Annotated in this window: 20 protein-coding genes; 13 read left to right on the top strand and 7 right to left on the bottom strand. The window is 72.7% G+C overall.

The window, feature by feature from the left end; all coding sequences use genetic code 11:
* Nucleotides 1-60: 60 nt before the first annotated feature.
* Together AC1UE4_RS10860 and AC1UE4_RS10865 are read left to right on the top strand one after the other, a co-directional pair.
* Nucleotides 61-1,251 carry a cell wall-binding repeat-containing protein gene (locus AC1UE4_RS10860; protein ID WP_482917245.1) on the top strand — a complete coding sequence of 397 codons (1,191 nt, stop codon included), beginning with the start codon at nt 61-63 and terminating at the stop codon, nt 1,249-1,251.
* Nucleotides 1,248-1,517, top strand: a complete 270-nt coding sequence (locus AC1UE4_RS10865; RefSeq protein ID WP_482917246.1) for a hypothetical protein — start codon at nt 1,248-1,250, stop codon at nt 1,515-1,517. The genes AC1UE4_RS10860 and AC1UE4_RS10865 overlap by 4 nt, the downstream gene beginning before the upstream one ends.
* A 9-nt stretch (nt 1,518-1,526) precedes the next feature.
* Here the strand turns inward: AC1UE4_RS10865 and AC1UE4_RS10870 are convergent, their stop codons facing one another.
* Complete coding sequence (locus tag AC1UE4_RS10870; RefSeq protein ID WP_482917247.1) at nt 1,527-1,700, bottom strand: hypothetical protein; 174 nt, start codon at nt 1,698-1,700, stop codon at nt 1,527-1,529.
* A gap of 86 nt (nt 1,701-1,786) precedes the next feature.
* Here AC1UE4_RS10870 and AC1UE4_RS10875 point away from each other — a divergent pair, with 86 nt between their 5' ends.
* The 3 genes from AC1UE4_RS10875 to xseB are packed head-to-tail and all read left to right on the top strand — an operon-like array spanning nt 1,787 to nt 4,555.
* A complete protein-coding gene (locus tag AC1UE4_RS10875) occupies nt 1,787-2,806 on the top strand; it encodes an LLM class flavin-dependent oxidoreductase (protein ID WP_482917248.1) in 1,020 nt (339 codons plus the stop codon).
* A gap of 40 nt (nt 2,807-2,846) precedes the next feature.
* Nucleotides 2,847-4,325, top strand: a complete 1,479-nt coding sequence (gene xseA / locus AC1UE4_RS10880; protein WP_482917249.1) for an exodeoxyribonuclease VII large subunit — start codon at nt 2,847-2,849, stop codon at nt 4,323-4,325.
* Nucleotides 4,325-4,555, top strand: a complete 231-nt coding sequence (xseB, locus tag AC1UE4_RS10885) for an exodeoxyribonuclease VII small subunit (RefSeq protein WP_482917250.1) — start codon at nt 4,325-4,327, stop codon at nt 4,553-4,555. Before xseA ends, xseB begins: the two co-directional genes overlap by 1 nt.
* A gap of 42 nt (nt 4,556-4,597) precedes the next feature.
* On the opposite strand, the gene AC1UE4_RS10890 is transcribed toward xseB, so the two are convergent.
* On the bottom strand, nt 4,598-5,107 hold the full coding sequence (locus tag AC1UE4_RS10890) for an Lrp/AsnC family transcriptional regulator (protein ID WP_482917251.1): 510 nt from the start codon (nt 5,105-5,107) through the stop codon (nt 4,598-4,600).
* Nucleotides 5,108-5,239: 132 nt separating this feature from the next.
* Here AC1UE4_RS10890 and AC1UE4_RS10895 point away from each other — a divergent pair, with 132 nt between their 5' ends.
* Genes AC1UE4_RS10895 through AC1UE4_RS10915 form a run of 5 tightly spaced genes read left to right on the top strand, consistent with a single transcriptional unit; the run spans nt 5,240 to nt 10,985 of the window.
* Complete coding sequence (locus AC1UE4_RS10895; RefSeq protein WP_482917252.1) at nt 5,240-6,133, top strand: phenylalanine 4-monooxygenase; 894 nt, start codon at nt 5,240-5,242, stop codon at nt 6,131-6,133.
* 40 nt (nt 6,134-6,173) lie between these two features.
* The gene (hppD, locus tag AC1UE4_RS10900) at nt 6,174-7,256 is read left to right on the top strand and encodes a 4-hydroxyphenylpyruvate dioxygenase (protein ID WP_482918230.1); all 1,083 of its coding nucleotides are present in this window, start codon (nt 6,174-6,176) and stop codon (nt 7,254-7,256) included.
* 17 nt (nt 7,257-7,273) lie between these two features.
* Nucleotides 7,274-8,449, top strand: a complete 1,176-nt coding sequence (locus AC1UE4_RS10905; protein WP_482917253.1) for a homogentisate 1,2-dioxygenase — start codon at nt 7,274-7,276, stop codon at nt 8,447-8,449.
* The gene (locus AC1UE4_RS10910; protein ID WP_482918231.1) at nt 8,413-9,459 is read left to right on the top strand and encodes a fumarylacetoacetate hydrolase family protein; all 1,047 of its coding nucleotides are present in this window, start codon (nt 8,413-8,415) and stop codon (nt 9,457-9,459) included. The genes AC1UE4_RS10905 and AC1UE4_RS10910 overlap by 37 nt, the downstream gene beginning before the upstream one ends.
* Nucleotides 9,460-9,476: 17 nt before the next feature.
* On the top strand, nt 9,477-10,985 hold the full coding sequence (locus AC1UE4_RS10915; protein WP_482917254.1) for a WS/DGAT/MGAT family O-acyltransferase: 1,509 nt from the start codon (nt 9,477-9,479) through the stop codon (nt 10,983-10,985).
* Here the strand turns inward: AC1UE4_RS10915 and AC1UE4_RS10920 are convergent, their stop codons facing one another.
* Nucleotides 10,986-11,684, bottom strand: a complete 699-nt coding sequence (locus AC1UE4_RS10920) for a CDP-alcohol phosphatidyltransferase family protein (protein ID WP_482917255.1) — start codon at nt 11,682-11,684, stop codon at nt 10,986-10,988. It abuts the gene before it with no gap.
* A gap of 76 nt (nt 11,685-11,760) precedes the next feature.
* Here AC1UE4_RS10920 and AC1UE4_RS10925 point away from each other — a divergent pair, with 76 nt between their 5' ends.
* Both AC1UE4_RS10925 and AC1UE4_RS10930 read left to right on the top strand, forming a co-directional pair.
* Nucleotides 11,761-12,810 (top strand): enolase-like domain-containing protein, encoded by a 1,050-nt coding sequence (locus tag AC1UE4_RS10925; protein WP_482917256.1) that lies wholly within the window; start codon nt 11,761-11,763, stop codon nt 12,808-12,810.
* Nucleotides 12,811-12,846: 36 nt separating this feature from the next.
* Nucleotides 12,847-15,063 carry a putative bifunctional diguanylate cyclase/phosphodiesterase gene (locus tag AC1UE4_RS10930; protein WP_482917257.1) on the top strand — a complete coding sequence of 739 codons (2,217 nt, stop codon included), beginning with the start codon at nt 12,847-12,849 and terminating at the stop codon, nt 15,061-15,063.
* Here AC1UE4_RS10930 and AC1UE4_RS10935 read toward each other — a convergent pair whose 3' ends face one another.
* Genes AC1UE4_RS10935 through AC1UE4_RS10945 form a run of 3 tightly spaced genes read right to left on the bottom strand, consistent with a single transcriptional unit; the run spans nt 15,064 to nt 18,472 of the window.
* A complete protein-coding gene (locus AC1UE4_RS10935) occupies nt 15,064-16,023 on the bottom strand; it encodes a VWA domain-containing protein (RefSeq protein ID WP_482917258.1) in 960 nt (319 codons plus the stop codon).
* Nucleotides 16,020-17,246: a S1C family serine protease gene (locus tag AC1UE4_RS10940; RefSeq protein WP_482917259.1), complete on the bottom strand. Its 1,227-nt coding sequence runs from the start codon at nt 17,244-17,246 to the stop codon at nt 16,020-16,022. The genes AC1UE4_RS10935 and AC1UE4_RS10940 overlap by 4 nt, the downstream gene beginning before the upstream one ends.
* A gap of 56 nt (nt 17,247-17,302) precedes the next feature.
* Nucleotides 17,303-18,472 carry a thiolase family protein gene (locus tag AC1UE4_RS10945; protein ID WP_482917260.1) on the bottom strand — a complete coding sequence of 390 codons (1,170 nt, stop codon included), beginning with the start codon at nt 18,470-18,472 and terminating at the stop codon, nt 17,303-17,305.
* 68 nt (nt 18,473-18,540) lie between these two features.
* Here AC1UE4_RS10945 and AC1UE4_RS10950 point away from each other — a divergent pair, with 68 nt between their 5' ends.
* A complete protein-coding gene (locus tag AC1UE4_RS10950) occupies nt 18,541-19,317 on the top strand; it encodes a 3-hydroxyacyl-CoA dehydrogenase family protein (protein WP_482917261.1) in 777 nt (258 codons plus the stop codon).
* Nucleotides 19,318-19,617: 300 nt separating this feature from the next.
* On the opposite strand, the gene AC1UE4_RS10955 is transcribed toward AC1UE4_RS10950, so the two are convergent.
* A complete protein-coding gene (locus AC1UE4_RS10955) occupies nt 19,618-20,931 on the bottom strand; it encodes a hemolysin family protein (RefSeq protein WP_482917262.1) in 1,314 nt (437 codons plus the stop codon).
* Nucleotides 20,932-20,972 lie beyond the last annotated feature (41 nt).

A 20,972-nucleotide genomic window follows, 5' to 3' on the forward strand; every position in this document is an offset into this window, starting at 1 on the left:
CGATCGGGGGCGGTTCGGAAGCGACGATGGGTGGGAAGCCTGCCGAGTACGTTGTCCCGCGTGCGCCGGCCACTGCTCCTGCTCGCCCTCGTCGCGCTCCTCGCCGGCTGCGGCAAGAAGGACGACGACGCGGGCGACGCCAACCCGATCACGCCGAAGGCGAGCGTCAAGGGCGAGGAGAAGGAGGCCGCGCAGGACCTCGGCTTCCCGGCGTTCGCCACGAAGAACACGACGCGGGTCGGCTCGGCGGACCCGGTCGCGACGGCCGCCGCCGTCGCGCGCGCCGTGTACCCCGGCACCGAGTCGAAGACCCGCCCGCAGGCGGTCGTCCTGGTCGACGGGGACAACTGGCAGGGCGGCGTGGCGGCCGCGGCGCTGATGGCGCAGCCGATCGGCGCGCCGGTGCTGCTCACCGACGGCACCGACCTCCCGGCCGCCACGAAGGATGCTCTGGACGCGCTCGCGCCGACGGGCTCGCGCGCGGCGGGCGGCGCGCAGGTCGTCCGCATCGGCGACGTCGCGCAGCCGGAGGGCCTGAAGTCCAGCGACGTGAAGGGCGGCAACGGGATCGCGCAGGCGGCGGCGATCGACGCATTCCTCTCGGCCGCGCGCGGGCGCACGAGCGACGCGGTCGTCGTCACCGGTACCGACCGGCCCGACCTCGCGGTGCCCGCCGCGGGCTACGCGGCGAAGTCCGGCGACCCGGTCCTCTTCACCGAGCGCGACAGCCTCCCGCCCGCGACGCGCCAGGCGCTCGGCCGCCACCAGCAGCCGAAGATCTACGTGCTCGGCGACGAGAAGATCGTGTCGGCGAGCGTCGAGAAGCAGTTGCGGCGGCTCGGAACGGTCAAGCGGATCGACGGGACGGGCGGCGACGCCACCGCCAACTCGATCGCGTTCGCGCGCTACCTCGACGGAGCGTTCGGCTGGGGCGTCATCGACCCCGGGCACGGGCTCGTGTTCGTCGACGCGAAGCGGCCGATGGACGCGGTCGCCGCGTCGCCGCTGTCGGCCAGCGGCACGTACGGCCCGCTGCTGCTGCACGACGGCTCGTCGAAGGTGCCGCGCGCGCTCGAGAGCTACCTGCTCGACATCCAGCCGGGCTACCGGCGGGATCCGGTGCGCGGGGTCTACAATCGCGGCTGGGTGATCGGGGACGAGACGGCGATGCCGATCGTGACCCAGTCCCGCATCGACGCCCTCCTCGAGATCTCCCCGGAAGACACCGACTCCACGTCGCCCTCATCGTGAGCGAAGCCGAGCATCCCGTCCGTCGCGAGCGCGACGTCACCATCGACGACGTCCGTCAGCTCATGGGCGCGTCGACCCCGCACTTCGCGCTGCAGATCCGCAACCGGATCGCCAAGCTGATCCGCGGGCTCCCCGAGGACCACCCGGCGCGCATCGAGGGCGAGCGCGAGATCCGCCGGCTCACCGCCCTCGGGTTCTCCGGCGAGGTCCGCGGCACGCCGCACGAGGACGGCATCGAGCCGCTGCCCTCGCTGCAGGCGGACTGAGCCCGCCTCCTACTTGCCCTCTTCGCCGCGCTCCGACTGCTCGGGGGCGGGCGTCGTCTCCTGGTTCTGGGCGGGGGTGTCGGTGTTGACGGGGGCGTCGCTCTGCCCGCCGCCGCCGTCGTCGTCCCCGTCGTCGCCGCACGCGGGCGCAGTGATCGCCAGAGCCAGCGCGGCGAGCGCCATCGCGGTCCTCCTGCCTCGAAGGGTCATGGCCCGGGTCCTGCCCGGGCGGCATGGGTTGCATGCCGCCGGTAGGGTCGCGGGCCGCGATGCGCGCCGGGCTCTTCCTCGCCTACTGGCCGTGGTTCTCCCCCGAGGAGCAGGTCTCGCTGTCCGTGCTCGCCGACGATCTCGGGTTCGACTCGGTGTGGATCGCCGAGGCGTGGGGCCAGGACGTCGTCTCGGTGCTCGGGCTGCTGGCCGGGAAGACGGAGCGCGTCGGGCTGGGCACCGCGATCATGCAGATCCCCGCGCGCAAGCCGGCGGCCGCGGCGATGGCGGCGGCGACGCTCGACGTGCTGAGCGGCGGGCGGTTCAGGCTCGGCCTCGGCCTGTCCGGGCCGCAGGTCTCCGAGGGCTGGTACGGCGAGCCGTTCACCCACGGGCTGCGCCGCACCCGCGAGTACGTCGACGTGGTGCGGCGGATCCTCGCGGGCGAGAAGGTGCAGGTGCCGATGCCGGAGGGCCAGCCGGGCATGGGGCTCGGCAAGCCGCTGCGCCTGCTGGCCAAGCCGGTGCAGGAGCGGATCCCGATCTACCTCGGCGCGATCGGCCCGAAGTCGATCGAGCAGACCGCGCGGATCGCCGACGGGTGGCTTCCCGCCTTCCTCGATCCGCGCAACCCGGACGTGCTGCTCGGCCCGATGCGGGCGGGGCTCGAGGCCGCCGGCCGGACCGGCGACGACTTCGACGTCGCCGCCGCGGTGCCGGTCGCCATCGCCGACGACCTCGACGCGGCGCGCGACGCGGTGCGTCCGTGGCTCGCCTTCTACCTCGGCGCGATGGGCGCGCGCGAGAAGAACTTCTACGTCGACCTCGCCGACCGCTACGGACACGGCGACGTCGCCCGCGAGGTCCAGACGCGCGTCCTCGACGGCGACCGCATGGGCGCCGCCGGCGCGTTGACCACAGACCTCATCGACGCCACCGCGCTGGCCTGCACGCCCGCCACCCTCGACGACCGCCTCGCCGAGTACGAGCGCGCCGGCGTCACCACCCTCCTCGCGATCCCCGCCGGCGACCGCGACGCGACGGTCCGCGCCCTCGCCGCCGCGGCCGTCCCCGCCTGAATCCCTTTCCGTCCGCGGCGCGCGGGATGCTGCTGCGTCCATGTCTGCGCCCTTGACGGAGCGGCCGGCGGGGATCCCCGGATCCGAGCTCTCCGGGCCCTTCGCGGTCGGGGTCTACGCCGCGAAGCTCCGCGGCTGGCTGCGCGAGCGCGCGCGGGTGCAGCTGTTCGGCGAGGTGTGGAACCTCCGCGTCACGAAGACGCGCGTGTGGTTCGAGCTGCGCGACGCGACCGGCGCGCTGCCGTGCGCGATGTGGCGCGACGACTTCGAGGCGCTGCAGCTGGGCGAGGGCGCGCTCGCGAACGGGTCGCAGGTCGTGGTCGCCGGCGGGCTCGACTACTACCCCGGCTCGCGCACGGCGTCGCCGTCGTTCTCGTTCGCGGTCACAGCGCTGCGGATCGCGGGCGAGGGCGACCTCCTTGCCCAGCTCGACCGGCTGCGCAAGCTGCTCGACGCCGAGGGCCTCTTCGCACCGCAGAAGCGCCTCGAGCGCGCGGCGCTGCCGAAGTCGATCGGCGTCGTCTGCGCCGAGGGCGGCAAGGCGCGCGACGACGTCCTCGCCGGGCTGACCCGCCGCGGCTGGCGCGGGCGGCTCGTCTGGGCGTTCGCGCCCGTCCAGGACCGCAACGCCGCCCCGCGCGTCACCGCCGTCCTCCAGGACCTGGCCGCGACCCGCGCGGTCGACGTGATCATCGTCGCCCGCGGCGGCGGCTCCCTCGCCGACCTCTTCTGCTTCTGCGACGAGACCCTCTGCCGCACCGTCGCGATGCTCCCGGTCCCGGTGATCGCGTCGGTCGGCCACCACACCGACCGGACGCTCATCGACGACGTCGCCGCCGTCTCGTGCTCGACCCCCACCCACGCCGCCGAAGCCGCCGTCGCCTTCGACCTCACCGAGGCCCGCGCGTCGCTGCACACCGCAGCCGCCCGCCTCCGCCGCCATGGCGCGCGGGTCGAGACCGCGAGGACCACGACATGGGACCTCGCCGCCCGGCTGGAGCGGCACGCGCAGCGCGCGGTGGTCGAGCGGGCGCGGACGCTCGCCGCGCTCTCGCGTGCCCCGATGGACCACGTCAAGCGCGAGCGGGCGCGGCTGCACCAGCAGCTGCGCGAGATCCGGGCGGCGACGGCGCGGCGGTTCGAGCTCGAGGGCGCGCATACGCAGCGCCGGGCGCTCGTCGTCGCGCGCAAGGGCGCGGCGACGGAGACGTCGCTGGCGGCGCGGGCGCGCGAGCTGCGGACCGACGGCGACACGCTGCGCCGCGCGGCCGGCGAGGCGACGGCCGACCGGCGCCGGGACCTCGACCGCCTCCTTCTCGCGCTGACCGCCCACGATCCGCAGCGGACGCTCGAGCGCGGCTACGCGCTGGTGGAGACGACCGGCGGCGAGACGATCACCGGCGCCGCCGCCGCCCGCGATGCCGGCGACATCCGGCTGCGGTTCGCCGACGGCGTCGTCGACGCCCGCACCGCGGACACCTCTTTGGCAACGACCCCGACCCTCTTCGAGGAGCAGTGATGGAGCAGACCGAGCACACCTACGAGACCGCGACCGGCCGGATCGAGGCGATCATCCGGCGGCTGGATTCCGGCGAGGCCGGGCTGCGGGAGACCCTCGAACTCTGCAAGGAGGGGCGGACGCTCGTCGAGCTCTGCGCGAACGAGCTCGACGCCGTCGGCAAGGGCCTCGAGGAGCTGAAGCTCGACGACCTCGTCGCCCGCCTCGAGGGCCAGCGCGCCGCCGCGTAGACCGCGGGGACGGCGGCGCGGAGACCGCGGGGCGCCGCGACCTCAGGCGTTGTTCGCCTTCCTCCTCTTCGCGCGAGCCGCTCGTTCTCCGGCGGCGGCGACGAGGGGGGCGGTGCGGGGCGGGACCTGGCGGGTCAGGACGATGTAGGACGTCGCGCGGCGGATCGCGGCGGAGGTCAGGAGGCGGTTGATGAGCTCCTGGAGGTGCTCGGTGTCGCGGGCGACGATCCGGCACATGAGGTCCTGGGGGCCCGAGATCGCGTCGGCCTCGATGACCTCGGGGACGGACTCGAGGATCCGGACCGCGTCGGTCAGCCGGCCCTGGGCGAGCTCCATGAGGACGAAGGCCTGGATCGGATAGCCCATCGCGGCCGGCTCGATCTCCGGGCCGTAGCCGGTGACGACGCCGCGCTGCTCGAGCTTGGAGAGCCGCGCCTGGACGGTTCCGCGCGCGACGCCGAGCCGCCGGGCGATCTCGAGCAGCCCCACCCGGGGGTTCGCGCGGAGCTCGGCGATCAGCCGGGCGTCGAGCTCGTCGATCTCACTGGTCAACCTGACCAGTGATCTTGTCACAGAACTGGACGGAAGTGCGCAATTCGCCCACTCGAGCTGGTCGGAGTTGCCAGCGCGACCGCCGTTCGCTGTGCTTCCAGGCAAGGCAGGCCCTGCCGGGAGGGATCACACGTGTTCGAAGAAGGACAGCTCTACTCGCCCGTGAGCGAGAGCGAGGACGGGCAGGTCACCGTCCACCTCGCGCCCGACCACCCGGGCTTCGCCGACGACGCCTACCGCGCCCGGCGCAACGAGATCGCGCAGATGGCGCTGCGGTGGCGGCCCGGCGAGCCGTCCCCCGACGTCCGCTACTCCGACGAGGAGCACGAGGTCTGGCGCACCGTCTGCCGCGAGCTGCGCCCCAAGCACGAGAAGCTCGCCATCCGCGAGTACGTCGAGGCCATCGACCGGGTCGGCCTGCCGACCGACCGCGTCCCGAACCTCGACGAGGTCTCCGACCGCGTCGAGCCGATCACCGGCTTCCGCTACGTCCCCGCCCCCGGGCTCGTCCCCCTCCGCGAGTTCTACGGCTCGCTGAAGGACCGGATCTTCCACTCGACCCAGTACGTCCGGCATGCCGCCCAGCCGCTCTACACCCCCGAGCCGGACATCATCCACGAGGTCATCGGCCACGGGCACCTGCTCGCCACGCCGACGTTCTCCGAGCTGCACCGCATGACGGGCGAGGCCACGCACCGCCTCCGCGACGAGGAGAACCTCCGCTTCCTCTCGCGGGTCTTCTGGTTCACCGTCGAGTTCGGCGTCGTCGTCGAGGACGGCGAGCTGCGCGCGTACGGCGCCGGGATCCTCAGCTCGTACGGCGAGATCGACGAGTTCCGCCACATGGAGCTGCGGCCGCTCGACCTCGTCGAGATGGGCACCGCGGACTACGACATCACGCACTACCAGCCGGTCCTCTACCGCGCCGAGTCCCTCGACGAGGTACGCGAGGTCGTCGGCGGCTTCCTGACCACTTGCACCGACGAATCGATCGAGGAGATGCGCCGTGAGCACGCTCTCGCCTGACCTGAAGACCGTCACCCCGCCCGTCCGCGACGACGACAAGATGCCGCTGCACGGCATCGACCACGTCGAGCTCTGGGTCGGGAACGCGAAGCAGGCGGCGTACTTCTTCTGCCGCGCCTACGGCTTCACCGAGGTCGCCTACGCCGGCCTCGAGACCGGCACGCGCGACCGCACGAGCCACGTGCTCCAGCAGGGCCGCGTCCGCCTCGTCCTCACCGGCGCCCTGCGCTCCGACCACGAGATCGCCGCCCACCACCACAAGCACGGCGACGGCGTGAAGGTCATCGCGCTCTCCGTCCCCGACGTCCACCACGCGTACAAGCACGCGCTCGAGCGCGGCGCGACCGGCCTCACCGAGCCGCGCGAGATCACCGACGACCACGGCACCGTCGTGGTCGCCGACATCGCCACCTACGGCGAGACGATCCACCGCTTCGTCGACCGCTCGAACTACAAGGGCGAGTTCCTTCCGGGCTACGAGACCGTCGGGCACGACGGCGATCCGAAGGCCGGCGGCATGCTCATCGCGATCGACCACATCGTCGGCAACGTCGAGCTCGGCGCGATGGAGCAGTGGGTCAAGTACTACGAGGACGTCTTCGGGATGACCGAGATGATCCACTTCTCCGACGAGGCGATCTCGACGGAGTACAGCGCGCTCATGTCGAAGGTCGTCACGAGCGGCGACGGGCGCGTGAAGTTCCCGATCAACGAGCCCGCGCAGGGCAAGCGCAAGTCGCAGATCGACGAGTACCTCGAGTTCTACGAGGGCGCCGGCGCGCAGCACATCGCGCTCGCCACGCGCGACATCATCGGCACGGTGGCCGAGCTCAAGGCGCGCGGCGTCGAGTTCCTCACCACCCCCGAGGCGTACTACGACGAGGTCCCGGACCGCGTCGGCGAGATCAGCGAGGACCTCGAGGACCTGCGCCGGCTCGGGATCCTCGTCGACAGCGACGACGAGGGCTACCTCCTGCAGATCTTCACGAAGCCGCTCGGCGACCGCCCGACGATCTTCTTCGAGATCATCGAGCGCCACGGCGCCCGCGGCTTCGGCGAAGGCAACTTCAAGGCCCTGTTCGAGGCGATCGAGCGCGAGCAGGAGCGGCGCGGCAACCTCTGATCAGGGAGACTGGAGCCATGCGCTACGTCCAGATGGGCGAGGTCCCGCCCAAGCGCCACACGCAAGTGCGCGGCGAGGACGGCCGGCTGCTCGTCGAGGAGGTCGTCGGCTACGAGGGCTTCAGCGGGAACGAGTCGATCCTGCTGCACCTCGAGTCGCCCTGCCGCATCGTCGAGGCCGGCGAGTTCACGCCGATCCACCTCGAGGAGTGGGTGCCCGACGCGCACGTGCACCGGCTGACCGACACCGCCCCCGTGCAAGCCGAGGGCGACCCGGTGTTCGGCCGCAAGGTGCTCATGTACAACGGCGACGTCGAGATCGGGATCTGCAAGCCGGTCGAGGAGCTCGACGCCTTCTACCGCTGCGGCGAGGGCGACGAGGTCCTCTACGTCCAGGAGGGGTCCGGCGAGATCGAGACGACGTTCGGCACGCTGCCGTTCCGCCAGCACGACTACGTCGTCATCCCGCGCGCCACCACGTACCGCGTCCGCCTGCACGACGGCCCGCACTCGTGGCTGACGTTCTTCACGCCGGGCGAGATCGAGACGCCGAACCGCTACCGCAACCGGTACGGCCAGCTGCTCGAGCACGCGCCGTTCAGCCAGCGCGACTTCCATCCGCCCGCCGAGCTCGTCACCCACGCCGAGCACGGCGAGTTCGAGGTCGTCGTGCGCGTGCGCAACGGCTACCAGCGCTACACGCTCGACTACCACCCCCTCGACGTCGTCGGGTGGGACGGCTACGTCTACCCGTACACGTTCAACATCCACGACTTCGAGCCCAAGGCCGGCCGCCTGCACCAGCCGCCGCCCGCGCACCAGACGTTCCAGGGCCCGAACTTCGTGATCTGCTCGTTCTGTCCCCGGCAGCTCGAGTGGGATCCCCTCGCGGTCCCGCTGCCGTACCACCACTCCAACCTGCAGTCCGAGGAGGTCATGTTCTACTCGGCGGGCGACTACGCGGCGCGCAAGGGCGTCGACGTCGGCTGCTTCACGCTCCATCCGAGCGGCCTTCCGCACGGGCCGCAGCCGGGCGCCGTCGAGAAGGCGCTCGGGATGCGCGAGACGAACGAGCTCGCCGTCATGTGCGACACCTTCAGGCCGCTCAAGCTGACCACGCTGGCGCGCGATCTCGACAAGCCGGAGTACGCGTACAGCTGGTTCACGCCGCGCGAGGAGCCGGTGGCGACCTGACAGCCTTCGCTTGGGGCACCGTTCGCGTCGCCGGGAGCCTCCCGCAGCCGGCGGCGCGAATTGGTGACGAAGTCGTCGTCCTCGACGGCGTGCGCGATCTCAACGCGCTCATCGAGGGCGGCCCGCGCCTCTGGGAGGAGGTCCGGGAGCGAGCGGAGGGGTCCGGCTCGCGGATCGCGTTGAGCGACTGCGAGCCGGTCCTCCCCGTTCGCGTGACCGACTACGTCGACTTCTACGCGTCGCTCGAGCACGCGACGAACGTCGGGCGCATGTTCCGCCCCGACCAGCCGCTGCAGCCGAACTGGCGCCACCTGCCCGTCGGCTACCACGGCCGCGCGTCGACGGTGGTCGTCAGCGGCACGCCGGTCCGCCGCCCCCACGGCCAGGCGATGAACGGGCCGAGGCCGGAGCTGCGCGCGACGATGGCGCTCGACTTCGAGTGCGAGCTGGGGTTCGTCTGCGGCCCGACGACCGCGCTCGGCGAGCAGGTGCCGGTGGAGCGGGCGGGCGAGCGGATCTTCGGCTTCGTGCTGCTCAACGACTGGAGCGCGCGCGACATCCAGTCGTGGGAGTACCAGCCGCTGGGCCCGTTCCTCGGCAAGTCGTTCGCGACGTCGGTCTCGCCGTGGATCGTGCCGCCGTCGGAGCTCGAGCTGGTCGAGCCGCGCGTGCAGGACCCGCAGCCGCTGCCCTACCTCCGCGGGGCGGGGCGCTGGGCGGTCGACGTCGACATCGAGGTGCTGATCAACGACGAGGTCGTCGCGCGCTGCAACCCGCGCGGCCTGTACTGGACGCCCCCGCAGATGCTCGCGCACGCGACGGTCAACGGCGCGACCCTGACCGCGGGCGACCTCTTCGGCACGGGGACGATCTCGGGGACGGAGCCCGGGACGCTCGGCTGCCTGCTCGAGAGCGAGCGCGGCGGGCGCTGGCTGGAGGACGGCGACGAGGTGGTGATGCGCGCCGCGCCGTTCGGCGAGGTGCGAGGTCGTGTTTCACCGGCCGTGTGATCGGCGACACACCCCAAATGGGGTCGCCACAGCACAAGGACACGCTTTCGGTCGTCGACACGAGCTTCCTGAACCTCGAGCAGGGCTCCACGCACATGCACGTCGGCGCCATCACGATCTTCGAGGGGCCGGCGCTGGACTGCACGGACCTCTTCGCCCACGTCGAGGAGCGGCTGCACCTCGTCCCGCGCTACCGCCAGAAGGTCGTCTGGCCGGGGCTCGAGCTCGGCCGGCCGATGTGGATCGACGACCCGTGCTTCACGCTCGACTACCACGTGCGCCACACCGCGCTGCCCCGGCCCGGCACGCGCGACCAGCTGCGCAAGCTCGCCGCGCGCGTGTTCTCCCAGCAGCTCGACCGCGACAAGCCGCTGTGGGAGATGTGGCTCGTCGACGGGCTCGAGGACGACCGCTTCGCGATCGTCTCCAAGACGCACCACGCGCTCATCGACGGCATGAGCGGCGTCGACATCCTCTCGACGCTCTTCGACCTGTCGCCCGAGGGCCGCGAGATCGAGCCGCCGGAGCGGGCATGGCAGCCGAAGCCGCGCCCGAGCGGCCTCGAGCTCAAGGCCGAGGCGGTCGGCGAGCTCGCGACGCGCCCGTGGCGGATGGCGCGCAAAGCGCTGCGCGCGGTCGCGACGCCGCAGCGCACCGCGAAGACGGTCGCCGACGGCGCCCGGGGCATCAACGACCTGCTCGTCGGGCCGATGCTCTCCCCCGCCCCGGACGTGCCGCTCAACACGTCGATCGGGCCGCACCGGCGCGTCGAGTGGGTCGGCTTCGACCTCGACGACTTCAAGGCGGTCAAGAACGCGCTCGGCGGCACGGTCAACGACGTCGTGCTCGCGACGGTCGCCGGCGCGCTGCGGCGCTGGCTGCGCCGGCACGGGACGCGCACCGAGGGGCTCGAGCTGCGCGCGATGGTGCCGGTCTCGATCCGCACCGAGGACCAGCGCCACACGTTCGGGAACCGCGTCGCGGCGATGCGCGGGCCGCTGCCCGTGTGGGCCGAGGACCCGGTCGAGCGGCTCGCCGCCGTCCGCGGGACGATGCAGGGGCTCAAGGAGTCCAAGCAGGCGCTGGGCGCCGAGGTGCTCGCCGACCTCCAGGGCTTCGCGCCGCCGACGCTGCTCGCGATGGGCGCGCGGATCAACTTCTCGACCCGCCTGTTCAACACGATCGTGACGAACGTGCCGGGCCCGCAGTTCCCGCTGTGGCTCGCCGGCCGCAAGCTCGACGAGATGGTCCCGCTCGGCTTCCTGCCGGACGGCCACGCCGTCTTCTTCGCGATCATGTCCTACAACGGCCGGCTCGTCATCGGCCTGCTCGGCGAGCGCGACGCGCTCGAGGACATCGAGCACCTCGGCGACGACCTGCGCGCCTCGCTCGACGAGCTCAAGGCCGCCGCGGGCCTGCCCACGACGGCCGAGAGCAGCCCGAAGCCGAGGAAGCGGGGCGGGCCGTCCGACGGGCACCGCAGGGTCGCGGCGGGCGCGAGCTCGTCGAACGGCCACGCGGGCTGATCAGGCGGCGCGCACCTTCCCGGCGGGCTCACGTTCGGCGAGGACCTTGAGGTTCTTCGCCGCGCGGGCCACGAGCGCAGCGAGCATGCCGCCGGCGATGGCCAGGCCGGCCGCGTCGAGCACCGAGACGCCGACGCCCGCGATCGTGGTGCCCAGCGGCGCGCCGAGGAACAGCGCCACGTTCAGCGCGACGAGCGCCAGCCGCGCCTCGGTCGGGCCGATGCTGCCGTAGCCGAGGCTGAACACGCCGAACGCGCTGGTCTCGAGGTACGTGTTGATCGACAGCAGCAGGTAGGCGACGACGATCGCCAGGCCGGTGGCGAGCAGCATGTGCGGCGACAGCCCGAGGCCGATGCCGATCGCCGCGGTCGCGAAGCCGTCGACGAGGTGGTCGAGGTAGTAGCCGTAGGTCGGCCGCTCGATCTTGCGCACCCGCGCGAGCGTCCCGTCGAGCGAGTCGCCGAGCCAGTGCACGACGAGCAGGCCGCTGGCGACGAGCAGCCACACCGGGTTCTCGTTGGCGAGCACGTACGCGGCGGCGATCCCGAGCGCGGCGACGACGCCGAGCGCGGTCAGGTGGTCCGGCAGGACCCGCCGGGGCAGGCGCGGCGCGAGCCAGTGCAGCACCCGCTGCTCGGCGTCCGCGAGGAGGAACCGCTTGGCGCGCGGAGCGTGGGCGGATGGCGTGGTGGTGGACATCTTCCTCTCCTTGTTGACCGTTGGTCTACAAGAAGTACGCGCCTCGCCGCTCGCGGTTACGCGTAGGTTCCCCGGGGTGACCGACTGGGACCGCCTGAAGGACCTGCCGCTACGCATCGACGGCTACGCGCTCGAGCGCCTCGAGGAGGAGGTGTCGAGCGGGTTCTCGCGCGTGTGCACCGTGATCCACCTCCACGGCGACGGCGAGGAGGGCGTCGGCGAGGACGTCGTCTACGACGCCGAGGACCACGACGCCGCGCAGGAGCAGGGCGCCGTGCTGCCGCTCGACGGCGCCTGGACGCTCGGGACGTTCGCCGAGCACCTGGGGACGCTCGACCTCTTCCCCCGGCCGCCCGTCCGCGACGTCAGCCGGCTGTACCGCCGCTACGCGTACGAGTCCGCCGCGCTCGACCTCGCGCTGCGGCAGGCCGGCACGACGCTGCACGAGGCGGTGGGCCGCGAGGCGAAGCCCGTGACGTTCGTCGTCTCGCTGCGCCTCGGCGAGCCGGCCTCGCTGGACCCGGTCACGAGCCGGCTCGCGCACTACCCCGAGCTGCGCTTCAAGCTCGACCCGACCGTCTCGTGGACGCAGGAGGTCGTCGACGGCCTGGCCGCGACGGGCTCCGTAGACTCCGTCGACTTCAAGGGCCTCTACACCGGCACGGTCGTCGACGTCCCGGCCGACCCCGAGCTCTACCGCCGCGTGCTCGCCGCGCTGCCGGACGCCTGGATCGAGGACCCGCACCTCGACGACGGGATCCAGCGGCTCCTCGAGCCCCACCGCGACCGCATCACGTGGGACGCGAACATCCACGGCATCGACGACATCGAGGCGCTGCCCTTCGCGCCGAAGATGGTCAACGTCAAGCCCTCGCGGGTCGGGCCGCTGCAGGCGCTGTTCGCCACGTACGCCTACTGCGAGGAGCGCGGGATCCGGATGTACGGCGGCGGGCAGTTCGAGCTCGGCCCCGGCCGCGGCCAGATCCAGTACCTGGCGTCGCTCTACCACCCCGACGGCCCGAACGACGTCTCGCCGTCCGGGTTCCACGTGCCGGACCCGCCGCCCGGCCTGCCCACGAGCCCGCTGCCCGTCGCGACGGCGCCGGTGGGCTTCCGCTGGGGGTGATCAAGGCTCGGCGCGCGGGGCCGATGACCGGGAGCGATGGATCGCCTCCTGGAGAAGCTCCCGCGCGGCCACACGCTGCCGCCGCGCGTGTGGGCGGTCCGCCATCGCGTCATGGTCGGGATCGTGCTCGCGCACGTGCCGGCGCTGCTCGTCTTCGGGCTCGCGCGCGGGTACGCCGCGCCGCACGTCCTGCTCGACATCGCCCCGATCGCGCTCCTGGGCCTCCTCGGCGCGTGGTCCCATCCGTCGCGCACGATCCGCGCGGCGTGCGTCTCGCTCGGGCTGCTGACCTCGTCGGCGATGCTCGTGCACCTGTGGGGCGGCGTCATCGAGGCCCACTTCCACTTCTTCGTGATGGTCACGCTGCTCGCCACGTACGAGGAGTGGCGGCCGTACCTCCTGGCGATCGGCTTCGTCGTCCTGCACCACGGGATCACCGGCGTGCTCGAGGCGCACTCGGTCTACGCGCATCTCGGCGCCGAGCAGCACCCGTGGGGCTGGGCCGCGATCCACGGCGGCTTCATCACCGCGCTCGCGCTGGCGAACGTCGTCTCGTGGCGCCTCAACGAGGACGTGCGCGCCGAGATGCGCCGCACCGAGGACCGCTTTCGGTCGGCGTTCGACGACGCCCCCAGCGGGATGGCGCTCGTCTCACCGGATGGCCGCATCACCCGCGTCAACGCCGCGCTCGCCGCCCGTACCGGCCACGACGCCGACGCGCTGGTGGGCATGCCGCTCGCCGAGCTGCTCCCCGCCGACGAGCGCGAGCGCGTGCGCAGCTGGCCCGAGCCGACCGACGGCCGCTCCGAGGAGCGGCGGTTCGTCCGCGGCGACGGGACCATCGGCTGGGCGCTGTGGCAGCACTCGCTCATGCCGGGCCACGAGGGCGAGGAACCGACCTTCGTCAGCCACATGCTCGACATCTCGGTCCGCAAGCGCGCGGAGTCCGAGCTGGACTACCAGGCCCACCACGACGCGCTGACGGGCCTCCCGAACCGCACGCTCTTCTCCGAGCAGCTCGACCTCGCGCTGGCGGCCGCCGCCGACGGCCGGCGCCCCGCGGTGCTCTTCGTCGACCTCGACAACTTCAAGCTCGTCAACGACTCGATGGGCCACGGCCCCGGCGACCGCCTGCTCGTCGCGGTCGCCGAGCGGCTGCGCCGCGCGCTGCGCCCCGACGACCTCGTGGCCCGCTTCGGCGGTGACGAGTTCGCGGTGCTGCTGCGCAGCGTCCGCGACGAGCGCGACACCGACCGCATCGCCGACCGGCTGCTGAGCGCGCTGCGCGCCCCGGTCGTCGTCGACGAGGAGCAGCGCTTCGTCACCGCCTCGATCGGCATCTGCCTCGCCGACCCGGACGGCACCGCAACCTCCGATGAGCTCCTGCGCGACGCCGACGCGGCCATGTATCGCGCGAAGGAGCGCGGCAAGGCGCGCGCCGAGGTGTTCGACCGGTCGCTGCGCGACCAGGTCGTCGAGCGCGTCGCCCTCGAGCACGACCTGCGCGGCGCCGCCGCCCGCGGCGAGCTGGTCCTCGAGTACCAGCCCTTCGTCGACCTGGCGACCGGGCGCGTCACCGGCGTCGAGGCGCTCGTCCGCTGGGCGCATCCGCGCCTGGGCCTCGTGCCGCCGCTGCGGTTCATCACGATCGCCGAGCAGAGCGGGCTCATCAACGAGATCGGCGACTGGGTCCTGCAGACGGCGTGCGCCCAGGCGGTGCAGTGGCCCGACGACCTCGAGGTCGCCGTCAACGTCTCGCCGCGCCAGCTCTCCTCCGTCCGCTTCCCCGACGACGTCGCCGCGACGCTCGCCGAGACGGGCCTGCGCCCCGGGCGCCTCTGCCTCGAGGTCACCGAGAGCGCGTTCGTCGCCGACATCGAGCACGCGACCCACACGCTCGAGCGCCTGCGCGCGCTCGGCGTCCGGATGGCCATCGACGACTTCGGCGTCGGTTACGCCTCGCTCAGCCAGCTCAAGGCGCTCCCGCCGATCGACGTGCTGAAGGTCGACCGCTCGTTCGTCAGCGGCGTGCTCGCCGACCCCGAGGATCGCGCGATCGTCGAGGCGGTCGTCCGCCTCGCGCAGTCGCTGGGCCTCGAGACGGTCGCCGAGGGCGTCGAGACCGCCGACCACGCCGAGGCGCTGCGCGACCTGGACTGCAAGATGGCCCAGGGCTACCACTTCGCCCGCCCCGCGCACCCGAGCGCGGTCGACGAGCTGCTGCGCCGCCAGGAAGCCGGCGAGCTCGTCTAGCTACAGCGGCCGCGCGAACCAGCGCAGCCCGAGCGCGGCGCCGACCAGCACGAGCAGCAGCGCGCCGCCGGCGAGCGCCGAGGTGACCTCGCGCTTCTCGTGCCTGGTCGCCACCTGCGACCCGAGCCGCTTGTAGATCGCGCTGAGCTCGTCGGCCTGCGTCGCGGTGAACGTGCGCCCGCCGGTGATGCGCGCGATCTCCGCCATCGCCTCGGTGTCGGGCGGGACCGGCTCGCTGCGCAGCGTGCCGTCGGCGCGCGGGCGCTGGATCGTGCCGGACTGCGTCCCGAGCGCGATCGTGTAGATCGGCACCTTCATCTGCCGCGCGCGGCGCGCGACCTCCAGCGCGTCGCGCCCGCGCTTGGACTCGCCGTCGGACAGCAGCACGATCGCGGCGGGCGGCGCGGACTGCCCCGGGCGCGCGCTCGCGCGGATCGCCTGCAGCGTGAGGTCGAGCGCGTCGCCGGTCGCCGTGCTGCCGCTCGCGCGCAGCGACGCGATGCTCGCGCGGACGAGCGCGTGATCGGCCGTGGGCGGCGTGACCACCTCGGCCTTGTGGTTGAACGCCACGAGGCCGGCGCGGATGCGGCTCGGCAGGTCGGCGACCATCCGGTCGGCGGCCACGCGCGCCGCGGTCAGCCGGTCAGGCCGGACGTCGGTCGCCAGCATCGAGCCGGAGACGTCGGTGGTGAGCATGACCGTCGCCTGCTCGACGGGGACGGCCACCGTGCGCTGCGGCTTGGCGAGCGCGACGAGGAGCACGGCGAGCGCCGCCCCCCACAGGACGGCCGGGAGGTGCGCCCGCCAGCCGGGCCGCCGGCGGACGAGCGCCGGCATGAGCACCGGGTTGGCGAAGCGCGCCGCCCGCGCACGGCTGCGCCGTGCCGCCTGGACGTAGGCGAGCACGGCGAGCGGAAGGAGAAGCAGGCCCGCGAGGTACGCGGGCGCGCCGAAGCTCATCCCCCGACGGCCTTGTTCGGGCGCTGCCCGAGCTCCACCTCGACGGGGTCGGCCCGCGTGCCGCGCCGGACCTCGACCGACACGCGGTCGCCCGGCTTGAGCGCGTTCACCGCGGATGCGATGTCGTCCGGCTGGTCGACCGCCTTGCCGTCGACCTTCGTGATCACGTCGCCGGGCGCGATGCCGGCGCGCTCGGCCGGCGAGCCGGGCACGACCTGCCCGACCTGCGCCCCGCCGCTCGTCGACGGCGCCGTGCTGACGCCCAGCCACGGCCGCTCGATCGGCTGGCCGGTGCGCAGCTTCGGGACGATCTCCTTGACGGTGTTCGACGGCACCGAGAACCCGATGCCGATGTTGCCGCCGCCCCCGCCGGACGTCGCGATCTGCGAGTTGACGCCGATCACCTCGGCCTTCTGGTTGAGCAGCGGGCCGCCGGAGTTGCCGGGGTTGATCGGCGCGTCGGTCTGGATGACCTCGTCGATCTGGAAGCCGTCGGGCGCTTGGATCTCGCGCTTGAGGCCGGAGATGATGCCCGCGGTCGCGGTGCGCGGCAGCCCGAGCGGGTTGCCGATCGCGACGGCGAGGTCGCCGACCTTGACGTCGTCGGAGTTCGCGAACGCGAGCGGGCGGATGCCGCTGACCGCGCCGGGGTCGACCTTCAGGACGGCGAGGTCGGAGCCCTCGTCGCGACCGACGACTCGGGCCTGCACGGGCTTGCCGTCGTCGCCGAAGCGGACGGCGACCTGCGCGGACGTGCCGACGACGTGCGCGTTCGTCACGAGCGTGCCGTCGGAGTCGACGAGGAACCCGGTGCCGCTGCCCTGACCGGTCTGGACCGACGCGACCGCGGGGCTGGCGGCGGCGTAGATCCGCCCGACGGCGGAGTTCGACGCCTTCGCGCCCGGGCTCTGCGCGACGGCGGGCGGCAGCGCGCCGCTGCCCGCCGATCCGCCGTCGTCGTCGACCAGCGCGCCGATGCCCAGCGCGCCGCCCGCGACGACGAGGCCGGCGAGCGCGCCGGCGAGCGTCGCGCGGCGCGTGCTGGCGCCGGTGCGCTTGGGCGCTTGAGGCTCCTCCGGCGGCGGCTCGACGGGATCGGGCTGCGGCGGGAGCGGGTCGCGCGGCTTCTCGGGGCGCGGTCCGCCCTCGAGCTCGAACCCGCTCCACAGGCGGCCCGGCGCGGGGCCGCGGCGATAGCGCTTCTCGGTCACGTCCTCCGGCATGGAGACCACCGTAGGCCCTCCGGATGAGGAGAGCCTGTCGGTGGTCTCAACGGGCGCTAAACGCGCTGGATGATGGTGCCGGTCCCGAGGCCGCCGCCGCAGCACATCGTCACGAGCCCGACCTCCTTGTCGGAGCGCTCGAGCTCGTGCAGCAGCGTGGTGATGAGCCGCGCGCCCGTCGAGCCGAGCGGGTGGCCGAGGGCCATCGCGCCGCCGTTGACGTTGACGCGGTCCATGTCCGGCTCGAGCTCGCGGCGCCAGGCGGCGACGACGGGCGCGAACGCCTCGTTGACCTCGAACAGGTCGATGTCGCCGATCGACATCTTGTTGCGGCTGAGGAGCTTGCGCGTGGCCGGGATCGGGCCCTCGAGCATCTTCACCGGGTCGCAGCCGACCGTCGTCTGGTCGACGATCCGCGCGCGCGCCTTCAGCCCGAGCTGCTCGGCCTTCTCGCGGCTCATCAGCAGCACGGCGGCCGCGCCGTCGGAGATCTGCGACGAGTTGCCCGCGGTGATCTTGCCGTCGGGCTTGAACGCCGGCTTGAGCTGGGCGAGCGTCTCGAGGTTCGTGTCCGGCCGGATGCCCTGGTCGGTGACGTACGTGTCGCCGTTGACCTGGAACGGGACGATCTCGCGCTCGAAGCGGCCCTCCTCGGTCGCCTGATGGGCGAGGCGGTGCGAGCGCACGGCGAGCTCGTCGAGCTCGGACCGGGGGATCTCCCACTGGTCGGCGATCATCTCGGCGCCGAGGCCCTGGCCGACGATGTTGTGCTTGTCGAGCAGCTTCTGCGTGAAGGCCTGGCCGTGCTCGCGCATGACGTCCATGCCGTCGGCGAACGAGATGTGGCCCATGTGCTCGACGCCCGAGCCGATGACCACGTCGTGGATCCCGGCGGCGACGAGCGCGGCGCCGAAGTTGACGGCCTGCTGGGCCGAGCCGCACTGGCGGTCGACGGTGGTCGCGGCGGCCTCGATCGGCAGCCCCTCCTGCAGCCAGGCGTTGCGCCCGATGTTGAAGCCCTGCTCGCCGAACTGCTGCACGCAGCCGGCGATGACGTCCTCGACCTCGCTCGCGTCGATGCCCGAGCGGGCGATCACCTCGGAGTACGTCTTGCCAAGGAGATCCGCCGGGTGGACGTCCTTGTAGTAGCCCTTCTCCGGGTGGCCGCGGCCCACCGGCGTGCGGACCGCTTCGACGATGACGACCTCTCGACCCTGCTGGCTCACTGGGCTTCCTCCGACGGCTCGGGTGGTGACGCGTGCGTCACGTCGAGAGGTTAGTCTGCCGCCCCCTTGTGAGAGAGAAACTAGGAATCGTCGGTGGTGGAGCGATCGCCTGCGGCCTCGCCGCCACCGCCGCCAGACACGGTGACGTCCTGCTATGGGCCCGTTCGCCCGACAAGGCGCGAGCAGGCGTGGACAAGGCCTGCGGGCGCCTGTCCGGCGAGGTGAACGCGCAACACGTCAAGGTCGTCAGCGACCTGGAGGAGCTGGGCGAGGCGACGGTGGTCGTGGAGGCCATCGCCGAGGACCTCGAGCTCAAGCGGCAGATCTACACGTCGATCCCGGATGGCGACGAGCGGATCCTCGCGACGACGACGTCGTCGCTGTCGATCGAGTCGCTCGCCGACGCGAGCGGCCGGGCCGACCGGTTCGTCGGGCTGCACGTCTTCAACCCGGTCCCCCGGATGAAGCTCGTCGAGCTCGTCTTCCCGGAGGCCGCGTCGACCGAGACGCGCGAGCGCGCGAAGCTGCTCTGCGCCGACCTCGGCAAGACGGCGGTCGAGGTGCCGGACGTCCCCGGCTTCGTCGTCAACCGGCTGCTGTTCCCGTTCCTCTTCAGCGCCGTGCGCTTCATGGAGGAGACCGGGATGCCGGCCGCCGACGTCGACACCTGCATGGTGCTCGGCGCCGGGCATCCGATGGGCCCGCTGGCGCTGCTCGACTTCGTCGGGCTGGACGTCTCGCTCGCCATCGGCGAGGAGATCGGCGCCGAGATCCCGGACACCATCCGGCGGCTCGTCGACGAGGGCGCGCTGGGCAAGAAGTCGGGCCGCGGCCTGACCGTCTAGAGCGCTCCTGTAGGGGGCTCCAACGAGGTTCACGGCCTCGTCACGCCCTCTTTAGCTTCGATTCAGGAACGGGTGGAACATCGTCCGTGCGGGGGCAGTCTTCGCAACCGCACCTCCTCCCAGAAGCAGACGACCGGCCCGCCGTCGCGGGCCGGTCGTCTGTTTGCCTGTCGGTGGACCCACCCCGATCCACCTTCTCCTGATGTCGCGCGCCGGCTGCCCGCCTGACGCGCTGTATGTCCCCCGCCGTCCCACGGGCGAGGTACCACTCCCAACGCGCCCGCGGACGAGAACTTGCGCCTATTGCTGCGCGAGCGCGCGGCGGTCCCGGATGCGCACCGCCTCGACGCGGTTCTCGCGCACCGACTCGACGCGGATCGAGTAGCCGTCGGCCTGCACGGTGTCGCCGCGGCGCGGCAGCCGGCCGAGCTCGGCGAACACGAAGCCGCCGACCGAGTTGTAGGCGTCGGTGTCCACCGGGAGGTCGAGGCCGTAGTCCTGCAGGTCGGTCACCGCGACGTGGCCGCGGACGTACCAGTCGCCGTTCGCGAGGCGCCGGATCTCGCCGCCCGCGGGATCGGTCTCGTCGTCGATCTCGCCGACGACCTCCTCGATGATGTCCTCGACCGTGACGATGCCGGCGACGCGGCCGTACTCGTCGACGACGACCGCCATGCTCGACCGCGCGCGCTGCAGGTCGGCGAGCAGGTCGTCCAGCGGCTTGGTCTCGGGGACGATCGGCGCGTCGCGGATCGCGTTCTCGAACGTCGCGTCGCCGCCCTCGGTCATGAGCAGGCGCGCGAGCGAGTTGGCGTGGACGATGCCGCGCACACGGTCGCGGTTGTCGTCCTCGGTGACGAGCAGGCGCGTGTGGCCCGAGGAGATGCAGCGCCGCAGCGCGGTCTCGACGTCCTCGCTGACGTCGACGGTCACGACCGCCGGGATCGGCGTCATGACGTTGCGGGCCTCCTGCTCGTGCAGGTGGAAGACGCCGGACAGCATCCCCGCCTCGCCGGGGTCGAGCTGGCCGCCGGCCCGCGCCTGGGCGATGAGCGCGCGCAGCTCCTTCGGGCTCGAGCCCTCCTCGAAGTCGGCGGTGTCGGCGCGGATGCCGAACGCGACGCGGAGGATCCAGTTGGAGGCGGCGTTGAGCGCCGCGATGAACGGGCGCATCATCGTGTCGAAGAGCTTCAGCGGCCGCGCGATGCGCAGCGCGACCGGCTCGGCCTTGACGATCGCGTAGATCTTCGGGACCTGCTCGCCGGTCGTGATGTGCAGGCTCGTGACGAGCAGGTAGGCGATCGACACCGAGATGAACGCGGCCAGGCCGTGGGAGATCGCGTCGCCGAACAGCGGCTCGATCAGCTCGGCGATGGCGGGCTCGCCGAGGAAGCCGATGCCGAGCGAGGCGAGCGTGATGCCGAACTGGCAGGCCGACAGGTACTCGCTGAGGTCGTCGAGCATCGGCAGCACGATCGTCGCGCGGCGGTCGCCCTGCTTCGCGAGCTCCTCGATGCGGGCGCGGCGCGCGCGGACGAGCGCGAACTCGGCTGCGACGAAGAACCCGTTCAGCAGCACGAGGACGACGACCGCGATGAGGAAGAACGCGGTCACGCGGCGGGGTCAGGGCCGCGGCGTTGTGAGCCGCGACTTCG

This window comes from Parviterribacter kavangonensis (assembly GCF_056863335.1).